The organism is Cephaloticoccus primus, assembly GCF_001580015.1.
Lineage (GTDB): Bacteria > Verrucomicrobiota > Verrucomicrobiia > Opitutales > Opitutaceae > Cephaloticoccus > Cephaloticoccus primus.
Window position 1 is genome coordinate 20,553 of sequence record NZ_LSZQ01000041.1, and the last position, 13,543, is coordinate 34,095.

12 protein-coding genes and 1 tRNA gene are annotated in these 13,543 nt (G+C 62.9%); 8 read left to right on the forward strand and 5 right to left on the reverse strand.

Translation table 11 applies throughout. From position 1 onward, the window contains the following. The first annotated feature begins 6 nt into the window (after nt 1-6). The 5 genes from AXK11_RS04780 to AXK11_RS04800 all read left to right on the forward strand — a co-directional run bounded on the left by AXK11_RS04780 (nt 7) and on the right by AXK11_RS04800 (nt 3,711). Complete coding sequence (locus AXK11_RS04780) at nt 7-1,302, forward strand: hypothetical protein (protein WP_156469206.1); 1,296 nt, start codon at nt 7-9, stop codon at nt 1,300-1,302. A 53-nt stretch (nt 1,303-1,355) separates the two neighbouring features. Beyond that, nucleotides 1,356-1,430 (forward strand) — tRNA-Met (locus tag AXK11_RS04785). Between the two features lie 114 nt (nt 1,431-1,544). Next, nucleotides 1,545-2,771, forward strand: a complete 1,227-nt coding sequence (locus AXK11_RS04790) for a glucuronyl esterase domain-containing protein (RefSeq protein WP_156469207.1) — start codon at nt 1,545-1,547, stop codon at nt 2,769-2,771. Between the two features lie 86 nt (nt 2,772-2,857). Then, nucleotides 2,858-3,157, forward strand: coding sequence for a hypothetical protein (locus tag AXK11_RS04795; protein WP_068629846.1), 300 nt, complete (start codon nt 2,858-2,860; stop codon nt 3,155-3,157). Further along, entirely contained in the window at nt 3,154-3,711 is a 558-nt protein-coding gene (locus tag AXK11_RS04800) for a hypothetical protein (protein WP_068629849.1), read from the forward strand. Before AXK11_RS04795 ends, AXK11_RS04800 begins: the two co-directional genes overlap by 4 nt. A 217-nt stretch (nt 3,712-3,928) precedes the next feature. Here the strand turns inward: AXK11_RS04800 and AXK11_RS04805 are convergent, their stop codons facing one another. From AXK11_RS04805 to AXK11_RS04820, 4 genes are all read right to left on the reverse strand, one after another. Continuing rightward, on the reverse strand, nt 3,929-4,981 hold the full coding sequence (locus tag AXK11_RS04805; protein WP_197456806.1) for a D-alanyl-D-alanine carboxypeptidase family protein: 1,053 nt from the start codon (nt 4,979-4,981) through the stop codon (nt 3,929-3,931). A gap of 53 nt (nt 4,982-5,034) precedes the next feature. Further along, nucleotides 5,035-6,723, reverse strand: coding sequence for a peptide chain release factor 3 (locus tag AXK11_RS04810; protein ID WP_068629853.1), 1,689 nt, complete (start codon nt 6,721-6,723; stop codon nt 5,035-5,037). A 178-nt stretch (nt 6,724-6,901) separates the two neighbouring features. Then, complete coding sequence (locus AXK11_RS04815; protein WP_156469208.1) at nt 6,902-7,204, reverse strand: hypothetical protein; 303 nt, start codon at nt 7,202-7,204, stop codon at nt 6,902-6,904. Between the two features lie 210 nt (nt 7,205-7,414). Next, nucleotides 7,415-8,335, reverse strand: coding sequence for an IPT/TIG domain-containing protein (locus tag AXK11_RS04820; RefSeq protein ID WP_068629857.1), 921 nt, complete (start codon nt 8,333-8,335; stop codon nt 7,415-7,417). 100 nt (nt 8,336-8,435) lie between these two features. On the opposite strand from AXK11_RS04820, the gene hemW reads away from it, so the two are divergent. The 3 genes from hemW to AXK11_RS04835 all read left to right on the forward strand — a co-directional run bounded on the left by hemW (nt 8,436) and on the right by AXK11_RS04835 (nt 11,813). Beyond that, on the forward strand, nt 8,436-9,770 hold the full coding sequence (hemW, locus tag AXK11_RS04825) for a radical SAM family heme chaperone HemW (RefSeq protein ID WP_231865761.1): 1,335 nt from the start codon (nt 8,436-8,438) through the stop codon (nt 9,768-9,770). Nucleotides 9,771-10,138: 368 nt separating this feature from the next. Then, complete coding sequence (locus tag AXK11_RS04830; protein ID WP_068629860.1) at nt 10,139-10,645, forward strand: hypothetical protein; 507 nt, start codon at nt 10,139-10,141, stop codon at nt 10,643-10,645. A gap of 22 nt (nt 10,646-10,667) precedes the next feature. Continuing rightward, a complete protein-coding gene (locus AXK11_RS04835) occupies nt 10,668-11,813 on the forward strand; it encodes a M23 family metallopeptidase (RefSeq protein WP_082780916.1) in 1,146 nt (381 codons plus the stop codon). Here the strand turns inward: AXK11_RS04835 and AXK11_RS09745 are convergent. Then, nucleotides 11,700-13,517: a PEP-CTERM sorting domain-containing protein gene (locus AXK11_RS09745; protein ID WP_156469209.1), complete on the reverse strand. Its 1,818-nt coding sequence runs from the start codon at nt 13,515-13,517 to the stop codon at nt 11,700-11,702. The genes AXK11_RS04835 and AXK11_RS09745 overlap by 114 nt on opposite strands. Nucleotides 13,518-13,543: the final 26 nt, after the last annotated feature.

Below are 13,543 nucleotides of genomic sequence, written 5' to 3' on the forward strand. Positions count from 1 at the left end.
CCGATGATGTCTCGCACCGATACTCCCGCAAGCGGCTCGCATCTCCCGACTCCAGGTCGCGCCGAGAAAACACGAGGCTTCGCGCTCGTTCTCGTGCTCAGCCTGCTCTCGATCCTCGTCGTTGTCATTTATGCGATCTCGCTGATTGGTCGGGTGGATGGCGAGATCGGCGCGACCGATTCCTACCACTTGCAAGCACGCCAAAACGCGCTCCTCGGGATGCGCCTCGCGCTCGCGGAGCTCCAGCGCACCGCGGGCGACTCAAGCGCTATCACTGCGCCCGCCTCCATCCGTCGCCGCAGCAGCAGCACGCCTGCCTACCCCCAGCTCCTCGGCGTGTGGGCGGCAGGGAGCTCCACAGCGGTTCCGACCAATTGGTTCGTCAGCGGAAATTTTGAAGCAGCTGGCCCCAGGCAAATCACGCCCGACTCGCTCCTGACTGCGGCCACCGCGATTACTCTTGTCGGTCGCGGCACGGTCTTGGCCGAGCGCGATATGGGGCGTGCCCACCGCGTGCCCATTGGTGATACGCAAGGCGGCTACGCCTTCTGGATCGGTGATCAAGGCGCGAAAGCCGCGCTGGCCGTTGCTGCTGAGCGAGCGCCGCTCGCGCCCAATGGGCGCGCACTCCTCAGCGATCCGCGCCGAGACATTTCCGGCTTTGCCCACCACTCGCCTCAACGCGGCCAGCCCCTCATCTGGGATGACCTCAGTTACCTGATCGGCAGTACGACCAATATGAAGCCGCGTTTTCGCAGCTACAGCGCCAAGAGCTATTGGGCGGAGGGCGGCGTACTTCGCGCGGGTCTGTTTAACGTCAACACGAGCGACCCGATTTCCTGGGAGGCAGTCCTGCGCGCTTACGAACACGCGCGCGATGTTGACGCCCCGGCTCTCACCGAAAGCGACGCCCGCTTCCTCGCCGAACAGATCGCCGCCAACCTCGGCCCTAAACAAGCACCCGGGAAACCGCAGTACGGCCCCTTCTTTTCAATCGCGGCCTTCTGGGACAGCGAGCTGGTACAAGAGTCACTCGAAGCCGCGGGCATTACCGAGCTCACGCAAGACGAACTCCGCAACGTGCTGTGGCCCATGCTGCGCGTCCGCTCCGATACCTTTCTCATTCGCGCTTATGGCGACGCGCGTAACCCGGCCTCCGCTGCTGGCGCCCTCGGCTCGCGCGCGGCAGCCGTCGCTTACTGCGAAGTGCTCGTGCAACGCAGTCCGCAACCCGATCCACTCGGCAGCGGGCAGCGGTTCACGCCCCTGTACTTTCGCTGGCTCCTGCCCGAAGAGATTTAGAAAAAAACTTGAGCTCGCCGCGTGAAGCCGCTGCCTTCCTCGCCTCCCCACTTGCCAGGGTAGCTCAGTGGTAGAGCAGAGGACTCATAAGCCTTTGGTCGCGGGTTCAAATCCCGCCCCTGGCACCAAGGTTTTGCCGAGCAGGCCGGCAGGCGTGTGAGTTCCCCCCCCCCACTTGACCGCAATGCAGCCTGCCGGACCCGCCGGTCAGTCGATTACCTGAACCTGTAGAATCTGTGCCCATGCAAAGTGAATTTCTGTTTCCTGTCCCCAGTTTGTGGGGGGAGCGCGAGCGGCCCCGCACGGCGCGCGAATGGGAGTACGCCCGCAAACCGGAGTTGCTGGAGCTGTACTCCTCGCAGATTTATGGGCGGACGCCGGAGGGGGGCGGCGTCGCGAGCGTGGAGACGATTTCGCAGGATACAGGGGCCCTCGCCTGTCTGGCGACGATGACGCAGCTGAAGATCCGTTTCTGGGGACCGCGCGAAGGAACGAGGGCGGCGACCTTGCTGCTCTACACGCCGAATGCCCAAGCTGCGCTGGGGCCGGTTCCCGTGCTTGTTGGGCTGAATTTTATGGGCAACCACTCCACGACTGCGGATCCGACTGTTTTGGTGAGCCCGGGGTTTCACGATGAGGGCTATTGGAAGACGATCGCCGCAGATCGTGCCGCGCAAGAAAGCTACTGGTCGGTCGAGGTCGCGCTCAAGCGTGGCTACGCGGTGGCGACGATGCATTGCGGCGAGCTGGAGGCGGATACGCCCGGCGCGGGGCCTGCGGGGGTGCGCGGCCTGTTTAACAGCGAGGCGGAGTTTGCTGCGCCGGCTCCCGATATGTGGGGCACGATTGGCGCGTGGGCCTGGGGGCTCTCGCGGATTCTGGACGTGCTGGGCACGCTGCCCGAAATCGATGCGACGGCGGCGATTCTCCACGGGCATTCGCGCTTGGGGAAGACGGCCCTGTGGGCGGCCGCGCAAGATCCGCGTTTTGCGGCGGTGATCAGCCACAGCTCCGGCGGCGGCGGGGCGGGGCTTTTCCGCCATGAGAAATGTGAGACGGTGAAGGGACTCAGTCACTATTTCCCCTACTGGTTTACGCCGAATTTCAGGAACTACATTGATGCCCACGAAACGCTGCCGATTGATCAGCATCACTTGCTGGGGCTGATCGCACCGCGGCCAGTGCATGTGGCGAGCACGACGGCCGACGCGCATCGACCGGATTTTTTCAGCGCGGTTTATGCGAGCCCCGTTATGGAGCTCTACGGCCACCGCGGGATATTGCCGCCCGAGCTGGCAACGCCGGGCGTCGATCTTTCGTGGCAAGAAGCGCAGAGCGTGCAGCTACCCGAGGTGGGCCGCAGGATCGGGCAGCGTTTGTCGTTTCACCTGCGTGAGGGCTGGCACGAAGTGAAGGCCGAAGACTGGAAGCACTTCGCCGATTTCTCTGACGCAAACGTCCGCAGGTAGTAGGTGAGGGGGGGGCGGCGCATCCGGTCGGCCCACTTGACCGGATCGCGGTGTCGACCTAACTCTGCGCTCAACCTTTTCCGCTTATGACAACGCTCACTCCGCCTCCCGCCCCGAAGAGTTACCTTTCCGAAGAAAAACGAGAAGAGATCCTCCGCGAAATGGGGGAAAACATCCTCTATGTAGAGGAGTCGGCAGGAGCCCGGGAAGCAGGAGACTTGCAGAGCTCTTGGGGCTGGTTGGCTCGGGCTAACTTACCCCACTACAGCTTGATGCGGCTCAAGCTGAACTATGGTGCCGAGTTTATCCGGAAGTTTGGGTTCAAAACCGAACCTGCTGAGGTAGCCTACGGCAAAGACTGGCTGGAGCGTGACTACACGCCATGACCAAAGACTCCTTGGCGGCTCTTGATGCCCTTCTGATTGAAGAAGAGGCTGTTATTCTGGACTTAAGAAAGACCAGACTAGCACGTAGACTCGCTGCCAAGCGGCGCAGCTTGCTTACACACATCAGGGACGTTGCCCGCAGTGGTGACTTGCGGCTTATGGTGCTGACCGAGCTCGCGATCCTTAAGGGCGACCTGTTGCGCTATGCGAATAGCTCGGAAATGGCGCGTAGCTTACGGCGGGCGATTGAGGAGCTGGGCGCGGTGTTGCGGCATCTCAATCTCATCACCGATCCTGCGAAATACAGCCTGATCGACCAAGGGCATAGCCTCGCCAAAAAGCGCGAAAATGGATTGCCACTAGATGATGCCCGACTCGCTCTTGGCAGCCATTTGACGCGTCTGCGCAACATGGACAGGGCGCGACTAGAGGAGGAGGAAAAGGAAATTATCGATACCCGAAAAGCGCTCGTTGCCGCAGCACTCAATGGCTACGTTGAGCGGCAAGTTCGGGTGCTCGGAGCCTCCGCGGAGGTTCCATCTGCTGCGGGATAGTGGGCTGAGTTTAGTTGGTGCTGGCTGATTGCGAAGGCGCACCATTCCTTGGCCGTGCTTTGCAAAAGTCGTGTGTCGCTAAATCTAGGACGGTGGGTATTTCCGGACGGGTGGGGCGGTTTACGGGTTTTCCCGTAAACCAAATAAATCGCCCGCATGGGTAAGCCCTTTGGCGTAGGCGCGGGGAGAGCGTGGTTTTTGCGCGGCTTGGTTGGCGTTAGCGTTTTGTTGGAGGAGCGGTGTAGCTGGGGATCGTAAATCGGATTTGGCCTTCGGCATCGTGTGGAGTTTCGCCGACGGCGGCGCGAGTCGCGGCACCGTTGCGCAGGGCGGCGAAGCCTTGGTCGAGGAGTTTGATCATTTTGAGGTCGCGGGCCTTGGAGCTGGGGGCGCCCATGATGACGGCGATCACGCGTTGTCCGTCGCGCTCGGCAGTGGCGGCGAGGCAAAAGCCAGCGCTGCGGGTGTAGCCGGTTTTGAGCCCATCGACGCCGTGCACTTTGCCCAAGAGGTGGTTGTGGTTGCGCATATCGACTCGGCGTTTGGGGTCGCCGGGGCGAAAGCTGCGCCGCTGCGTCGAGCTGTAATCGAGGATGCTCGTGTGGCCAACGAGGTAGCGGCAGAGTGTGGCGATGTTGCGCGCGGTGCTGAGGTTTCCAGCGGCGATATCGCGTTGTGCAGGTGGGGAGGGCGGCAGGCCGTGGGGGTTGTGAAAGCGCGTGAGCGTGAGGCCGAGCTCGGCGGCGCGTGCGTTCATCTGCTGGACAAAGGCTTCGACTGAGCCGCTGGCTGCGAGTGCGAGGGCGTGTGCGCAGTCGTTGGCCGAGTGGAGCATGAGAGCGTAGAGCATTTCCTCGACCGGGAAGACTTCGCCCTCGCGCAGCCAAACTTGCGTGCCGCCTACGCGGGCGCTGGCGGCGGTGACGCGAACGGGGGAGTCGAGCCGGAGCCGCCCGCTGGCGAGCGCATCGTGCACGACGAGGAAGCTCATGAGCTTGGTCATGCTCGCGGGCGGTGCGATCCGGTCGGCCTGATCTTCAAAGAGTACGGCTCCAGTTTGAGCGTCGATGACGATGGCGCTTTTATAGGGCGGTGGAGCTGGCACAGAAGCCGCTGGGGAAGCCGATTTCGGTGCTCGTGCTTTGGTCGCGGCCGCCTTGGGAGTGGGGGCGATTTTCTTGGCGCGTTCGGCTGCGTGTACGGGCGCGATGCTCGCCAGCGCGAAGAGCCCGCAGAGCAGTAGCAGGCCGAGTGCCCACGTGTGACGCATCGGGCGGCGCGAGCACGGCTGCTTGCCGCCGCATGCTTTTTCGTCACGCCTCATCACTCGGCTTTCCCCTCCGTCGTCGCAGCGGCTGTTGCAGCTTTTGCTGCGGTGCCGACCTGTTCAAGCGGCAGCGCGTGGAGTTTGAGCTCGGGGTTTTTCTCTTCGAAATAATTTAGCGTCCACTCGTTGGGGAAGAGGACGATGGGCTGCTCAAACTTGTCGTGCCCAAAGCTCACGCCGCTGGCGACGACGATTGAGCTGAGGTCGGCGAGCCGCGGGTGCGGCTCGATCCAACGCAGCAGCGTCCACGGTGCGGGGCTGAGCCGGGAGTCGGCCTTGTATTCGGCGCGCAGTCGGTGTTGCACGACCTCGAACTGGAGCGTGCCGACGGCGGCGATCAGCGTCGTGTCTGACGGCGCGTTGCGCACGTGGAAGGACTGCACGACGCCTTCCTGAAGGAGCTGTGCGAGGCCGGCGCGGTATTTCTTGGCCTCGGCGGGACTGGCACTGGACAGGTAGGCGAAGACCTCGCTCGGGAAGCGCGGGATCTCGTCGTAGAAAATGCTGCGATCTTCGGTGAGCGTGTCGCCGATGCCGAACTCGCCGTGGCCGACCAGGCCGATGATGTCGCCCGGCCAAGCCTCATCGACTGTCTCGCGCTCCTGACCGAAGAGCTTGTGCGAGGAGGAGAGCCGCACGGTCTTTCCCGTGCGCTGATGCGTGACCGTCATGTCGCGCGTGAAGCGTCCTGAGCACACGCGCACGAAGGCGATGCGGTCGCGATGCTTGGGATCCATGTTGGCCTGGATTTTGAAAACGAAGCCGGAAAACCTTTCGTGCGTGACGGGCACTTCGGCCGCACTCGTCGGCGCGGGGAGTCCGGGCACATGGCGGCTCACGGAGCGGCGCGGCGCGGGCGGCACCGAGTCGCGCAGGAAACCGCGCAAGAGCAGTTCGACGCCGAAGTTGTTGATCGCCGAACCGAAGTAGACCGGGCTCTGTGCGCCCGCGTGCACCTGCGCGAGATCGAAGGCGTGGCCCGCGCCGTCGAGCATGGCGAGCTGCTCGGTCGCCGCAGCGAGGCTGTGCGCGTCGAGTTGCGCGCGGATCGCGTCGTCCTCGATTGAGGCGACCTTGACGGGGGCCTTGTACGCGCCGCCGCCTGCTACGCGCTCGAATAGGTGGAGCTGCGCGTCGAGCCGGTCGTAGACGCCGCGAAAGGTGGGCCCATTGCCCAGCGGCCAGTTAACGGGCGAGGCTTGGATGCCGAGCACGGTTTCCAGCTCGTCGAGCAGCTCCAGCGGGTCGCGCGTGGGGCGGTCGCACTTGTTGATAAACGTAAAAATCGGTACACCGCGTCGGCGGCACACCTCGAAGAGCTTGCGCGTCTGCGCTTCGACGCCCTTCGCGGCATCGATGACCATGAGTGCCGCGTCGACAGCGGTGAGGACGCGGTAGGTGTCTTCCGAGAAGTCCTTGTGCCCGGGCGTGTCCAGCAGGTTGACGGCGCAGCCCGCGTACTCGAATTGCAAGACGGTGGAGGAGATCGAGATCCCGCGCTGCTTTTCGATCTCCATCCAGTCCGACGTGGTGGCGCGTGCGGCCTTGCGGTCTTTCACCGAGCCAGCGAGGTGGATCGCGTTGCCGTAGAGGAGGAACTTTTCGGTGAGGGTCGTCTTGCCCGCGTCGGGGTGCGATATGATTGCGAGGGTACGGCGTCGGGCGATTTGCTGAGCGGGTGACATTTGGCGAAAGCCATGATCCCCAGCACAAAACCTCAAACGGGGGAAGTGTCGTTTGGAGTTTTAGCCAAAACGGAAAGTGCCGCTCAGGAGCTCAGCCTTTGTGGAGCATTGTAGGAGGGAATCCGGCAAGGGCCTGCTTGGCCCAGCTCCAAGAGCGCGAGTCGCACTGGCCCCTGGACTAGTTTTGTGGGACAGGGATTTCGGCGAGCTCCGACACGCCCAGCATGACGAACATCGACATTATTCCCAAGCCGATGAAGTAGACGATGGGGGAGACGCAAATCACGAGCAGCATGGGGATCAGGCCGCTAGTGGCTTCGCCCTTGCACATGACGATAATGGAAAGGATGAAGGTGGCCAGGCAGAGCGCGCTACCCACGGTGCCACTCAGACCAGGAATCGGGAGTAAGTAAAAAGCCCAGGCTAGGCCGAGGCAGATCCAGGTCGCGCGTACCGGGGCGGTGTTATTGGAGGAAGCCATGATGGGAAAACAGGGAGAGGAGAAGCTGAAGTGGGGGAGGGCGTCTAGCTGGAGAAAACGCGCAGTTGTGTAGCGTGAGAGTGGCTGCCGGCCGGCATGCATACAGCTCCCCTGAGCACCGCTCTCGTGTCTGGCGGAATTCGCCCGCGCGGGTTTCCCAAGTAGAGCCAGGGAGAAGCGAGCGCCGCTTTGGCTTACGTTCCTGCGCGCTTACTGGGTGACGCGGACGGGGATCGTGAGTTCGCCGCCTTCGTAGCCTTTCAGGAAGAGGCTGCCGGTGCCGGAAGCGCCGCCTTGCACGTTGATTGTGACAGAGCTTTGGCCGCCGGGGACGATCACTTCGTCCATGATGACGCTCTCGGGGATGTCGGTCGTGACGTCGAGGAGCAGGCCGCCGAGCGGCGCGGGGTTGGGCAGCGTAAAGGTGAGCGGCTGGCTGGAGCCGGTGCGCAGACTCAGCGCGGAGGGCGTGACGCTGAGCGTGCTGCCGTCGATGCGGAAGCTGCCCAGCGGGGTGGCGCCGCGCGCGCCAGAGAGTGCGACCTGGTAGCTGCGGCCGGTTGCGAGCGCCGGGACGAAGAAGCTGAGCGAGCTGGGCGACTCGTAAGCGCTGCGCACGGGCGCGCCGTCGAAGCTCACAGTGTCTTGCGGGGTGAAGCCGCGGCCGATCACGCTGATGCGTGCGCCGACGGGCCCGCGGTTGGCCTCCAGCGAGTAGACGTAGCGGCCGGCGACGCTGGCGCGGCTGAGCTCGGTGTAGCTCTCGGCTGGGACGTTGCGGTCGTTGCTGCGAATTTCGTAGTTAACGAGGAAGTAGTAGGCAAACTCGTTGCGGCCCGGCGCGAGCGGGTAGTCGTATTCGTAAAAACCGCTGCCGCTCTGGCTGGGCTTCATGGGGTGGCGCTCACCGTCGATGACGATGTGGGGCGCGACGCTGCCGGGGACGATGCGTTTGCGTTTCTCGTCGACGCGCAGGGTGATGGTGTAGATGCGCGAGGGATTCTCGGTCATCGAGCTGGGCGTCAGGTTACTCAAAACCACATCGTTGCACCCGGGGACGAGGGCGAGTAAGCAAAGGGCACTGATCCACAGGAACAGTCGGCGCGCGAGAGTGGGACGAGAGTTTTGCATTGGTTTTCGCAAGGGGCCAGTCAGTTAAAGCAGCGAGGTAATGAGTGCGGCTTTACTAGCGCAAGGGTCTAAGCCCCCTTTTTTTGCGGGAGCGCCAGCGGTGGAAAACTGCCGCGGCGGCTCCGGGGCCGAGGCTGCGCCGCCGATATCGAGGCCCGAGCTGGTGCCTAGGCTTCCGACGGCGGTTGGCTCAAGCGCAGAGCCCCGCCAATCGGTCGGCTTCCCGCCGCCGCCACTGGGGCTGTATGTGCATGTGCCGTTTTGCGCATCGACCTGCGATTTTTGCGCGTTCTATCAGGTGCGGCCCACGGCAGCGGATGTGCGCGACTACTTCGCCGCGCTGGAGGCCGAGGCTGCGCTTGTGCAGTGGCCGCGCGCGGCAAGCACGGTGTTCTGGGGCGGGGGCACGCCCGGGCTGCTCTCGCCCGATGCGCTGCGGCGACTGGGCGAAATCACGCGGCGCTATTGCGTGCACGGAGATGCCGCTGACTCGGGCGGCGACTTCGAGTGGACGGTGGAGCTAGCCCCGGCCTCGGTGACGCAGGCGCGGCTCGCCGCGCTGCGCGAGGTGGGCGTCACGCGGATCTCGATGGGCGTGCAGAGTTTTCAGCCCGCGCTGCTCGATGCGCTGGGCCGCCAGCACTCGCGCGAACAGGTTTACCGCGCCTACGAGCGAATCCGCGCAGCGGGTTTTGCGAGCGTGAACCTGGACTTGATGTTCGCACTCCCCGGGCAGACGCAGGCCGAGTGGGAGGCCGATGTCGCCGAGGCGGTCGCGCTAGCGCCCGATCATCTCTCGACGTACTGCCTGACTTTTGAGGAGGACACCGCGCTGTGGCTGAAGCTCTCCCAGGGGCGCGTGAAGCTGGATGCCGAGCACGAAGCGCGGCTCTACGAGCGGACCTGGGAGCGACTGGCGGCGGTGGGCTACGCGCAGTACGAGGTCGCCAACTTCGCGCGGCCCGGGCACGCGTGTCGGCACAACCTGAATACTTGGGCGATGCACGAATGGGTGGGACTGGGGCCCGCGGCGGCTTCGCAGCACGGGGGCTGGCGCGGCGCAAATATCGCGGACTTGCGCGGCTGGGTGGAGCGCGTGCAGCGCGGTGGGAGGGGCGGGAGGGGCGAGCGAATGACCGAAGATCGCCTGCGGCTGACGCCTGCGCAGCTCGCCGAGGATGCGTTTATCTTTGGGCTGCGGATGAATGCAGGCGTCTCGCTTGAGGCGTGGCGCGCGCGTGCGCCGGATGCGCCTTGGGCACAGGTGGAGCAGCTCGCGCAGCGGCTGATCGCCGAAGGGCTGGCAGTGTGGGCGGGGCAGGAGGAGCGGCCGGAGGGGAAGGGCGAGCGGCTGTGCCTTACCAATCGCGGCCGGCTGCTGGCCGACGCCGTCGGTCTGGAGATGATGGCGGCCTTTGACGTGGAAGCCGCCTGACACGGAGGCTGAAAAACCGTAGCCTCACCGCCCAACGAAGCGTTCGAAAACGCGCGGCCTCGCTGGGCCGTAGCCCAAGCTGCATTTTACCGGTTAACCCAAAAAATCGCCCCAACGGGTTTTCGCTTCATCCGCGTTTGGTGTTGCCTGCCCTGTTGCGAAGCAACAGGGGGGGGGAGGCATTCTAAATTTGGGAATCGCGCTTCGGCACGTAGTGCCGAAGCGCGATTCCCAAATTGAAATGGCACGTGGCGCCCCGCCACCGCCCCACGCGCAGTGGAGTCACCCGTGCGCTCCCTGTCTCTGGGCCTTCCTTGACGGTCAAGCGGAGCGGGCATCAGTGTGTCGGCCCCCAAGGTTTACTCCAAATGATCCGCAGCATTTTTATTTTCGCTTTTGCGGTCGTGGTGGCTGTGGCGTTTTGCGGTGGCGGTTGTGCCTCGTGGCGCAAGCCCACACCGCCCCCTTCGGCGGTGGCACGCTTTTTCCTGGAGGCCGATGCCCCGCAGGCGGGAGTGGAGCTGGTGCTGCCCGTCAGCGAAGTGGTGCTGCGTGTCGTGCCCAAGCCGGTGATCAGCGAGTACGACATCGCCGAGGTCGCGGAGGTGCAGGTCGACCTCGGGCGTTGCCTTGCGTTTCGGCTGACGGGCCCGGCGGCGCGCGATCTTTACAGGATGAGCGTGTCGCAGGGCGGGAAGCGGCTCGTGCTGTTGATCAACGGGCAGCCGCTGGGTGCGCGCGTGCTGGATGGCGCGATTGAGGGCGGCGTTTTGTTTACCTTTGTGGAGCTGCCCGACTCCGCGCTCTCCGAGCTGGTGCGCGAGCTCAACGCCACCGCCGCGTTCATCCAGGCCCAAACGGCGAAGGCCAGGTAACCGCCCGCGCGATAACACGATGATGAGGCGGCTGCTAATCTGTTTGGCGTGCGTATGCGGGCTGTTTTCGGGCGCGGCTGCGCTCGCGGCAGACAGCGGCAACCACTCGGTGACGCCGCTTGAGCTGCACTGGCCGACGCCGCATCCGGCCTGGGCACAAGGGCGGCCGAGTCGCGATTTTTTGCAGCCCACTGTTTCGGGAAATCCATTGAGCGGCAGCTACGGCAGCGTGCGCAACGGGGGGACGCGTTTCCACGAAGGGATCGACATAAAACCCCTGCGACGCGACGCGGCGGGGCTGCCGCTGGATCCCGTGTTTGCCGCGATGTCCGGTGTGGTGCGGCACGTGAATGCACAGCCCGAGCACAGCAGCTACGGGCGCTATGTCGTCCTCGAACATCCGGCGCACTCGCCCGCGGTGTACACGCTGTACGCGCATCTCGCCTCGGTCGCGGCGGACATCCGCCCGGGTGCGCTTGTGGCGGGCGGGCAAGTACTGGGCCGGATGGGCCGCAGCGCGGGTGGCTATGTGATACCGGCGTCGCGCGCGCATCTGCACTTCGAGATCGGGCTGCGGCTCAGCGACGCCTTCCCCGCGTGGTACGCCAGCCGTGGCTTCGATAGTCCCAACCATCACGGACTTTACAACGGGATGAACCTGATGGGCTTTGACCCGCTGGCATTTTTCGAGGCGCAGCGCGCAGGCCGGATTGTGACGATGAGCGACTGGTTTGCGCAGATGCAGCCTGCCGTAAGCCTGCGAATCGCTACGCGGGCGACGCCCGATTTTGTGCGGCGTTATCCGGCACTCGTGCGCGGGCAGGGGCGCGGCGGTGCCGCAAGCGGCTCCCGCTTGGGCGAGCAAGCCGGTTGGCAGATCGACCTCGACCCCAGCGGCATCCCCTTTCGCTGGACGCCGCTAAGTGCGGCGCAGCTCGGCGCCCGGAGCGAAGGAGAAATGCAGATCGCCTCGGTAAACGAGGCTCTGCTGGCGACCCAGCCCGCCAAGCAACTCGTGCAGCGGCAGCGCGGCGAGTGGCGCCCCGGCCGCGATCTAATTTCGCTGCGCGAGCTTCTGTTTGGCCCGAGCAAACCGGCAACTCCACCCACTACGCACAGTACCTCCACGACCGCCGCGCCCGCGCCTCCGAAGCGCGACCAGCCCTAGCCCCAATGCGGCGAACGCCGCCCCGTAAGTGGCAGGCTCGGGGACTGGGGTGATTTGCCAGTAGTCGTCGTAGCCTTTCAGGTAGTGCCGCGCCCAGCGAACCTTGCCTTTGTAGCCCTCAAACTCGATTTGACCGAGGACCGGCGGGACGGCCTTGTCGCCTTTATTACGCTTCACGAGCAGGTAGTCGGAGCCGTCGTCCCAATTGCGAATGAGAAGCTTGGCCTTGGCGTCGTTAAAACTGAGTTCGTCGAGGAAGAGGATGTTACCCGTTCCGGCAAAATCGATTGTTCCGCGGTTTTCGATATGCAGGTTTTTGAGTCGTTGCTGTGTGCCGCCGCCAAGTCGCAAAACGGCTTCGTCACCCGCTGGCCCATAGGGGTTTCCATTGAGTGTGATTGAGGGCAGCCCTCCTTTGGGCGCGACGATCGGGTCTTTGCTCTTTTTGGGGAGCACGAGCTCGTCTCTTCCCGCGCCGTCGCCCACGATTATTCTATCTGAAGCTTCAATACTCCCTTTGTTTACCACCACCCTGCCTTGGTGGATTCTCATGGTGTGAAAGTAATGCCGCGCAGTGCTGTTTATAAAGAGTGAGCCCGATCCGCTTTTTATCAGGTTTCGACTTCCTGTAAACTGAGAGGATCCAGCGATAGTGAGGTTGCTGTAACTATGAATATAAATCGGACGGTTTGCGCTGGTCGTGATGCGACCAGCTCCACTGAGCGAATAGTCACCTCTTCCTGTGGTCAGGATTCCGCCGGATCCTATTTCGAGCGTTTTCCCATTCAGGTTTAGAGATAATTTAGCAGTACCCTCCGACTCAAAGCGAAGCGAGTTGATCGTCCGATTTGCGTTGAGGTTAATAGACTTTTTCAGGCTGACATTACTCATCCCGTTCCACTCGTTATCGGGGCCTGTGTCGTATTGATCCAGGGCGACCAGGTAGCGGGTGTCTCCGTCTGTGATTATGCTTCCCCAGCCTTTTCCTCCGACTGTGACCCAGGGAATGATATTTCCTACCAGCTCGAAGGTTTTATCAATAGGTGTTCCCGCATTCCAGCGTATATGGGTTTTTCTGAAGTTTGCAGTAAAGGAAGTGTTGGTTGTGACATTGAGCGTGGCCTCATTTTCTCGTTTGGTATCTTTGTGTAAAATGAGGCTGACTCGGTCTGTTTCGTTTCTTGTAACTATATCTATCACGTTGGCTCCTCCAATGAGATGAAGTGAGCCAAGCCCTTCTCCATTGCCTCCTTCTTTGGGGTTTCCTACATATCGCAGAGTTCCTGCCGATAGGGTTATGGAAGTCCTGCCGCCGATTCGGTCTACATCAACGGGATGCTCCTCCAAGTTTAAGATGCCTCCATTTTCGACCACGATTGTGGCGTAGTTGGTGATCTTTCCTTCATGATGAAAGTGAAGCTCGCCTCCACGGACAAAGATTTTTCCGATGAAGTCGGGACTGGCTGCGGAAAGGTCTACGCGGCCTTCGCCAACGATATTGAGGATCGAAGAGGCGTTGCCGGTGATCGGGCCGTCGATCTCAACCACTTTTCCCTTGGTGGTCTTTATGGTGTGGGTACCACTGATAACGAGTTGTGCGCGTGCTGGAATTACGGCGAGGGCGAACCCTACGATAAGTGCCAGTACGGCGTTGGGGGATTTGAAATTGCTTAAACGCGCATCCAAGCATTCTGCATTCTGCATTCTGCAAAAGTGCGGCCTCTACCACG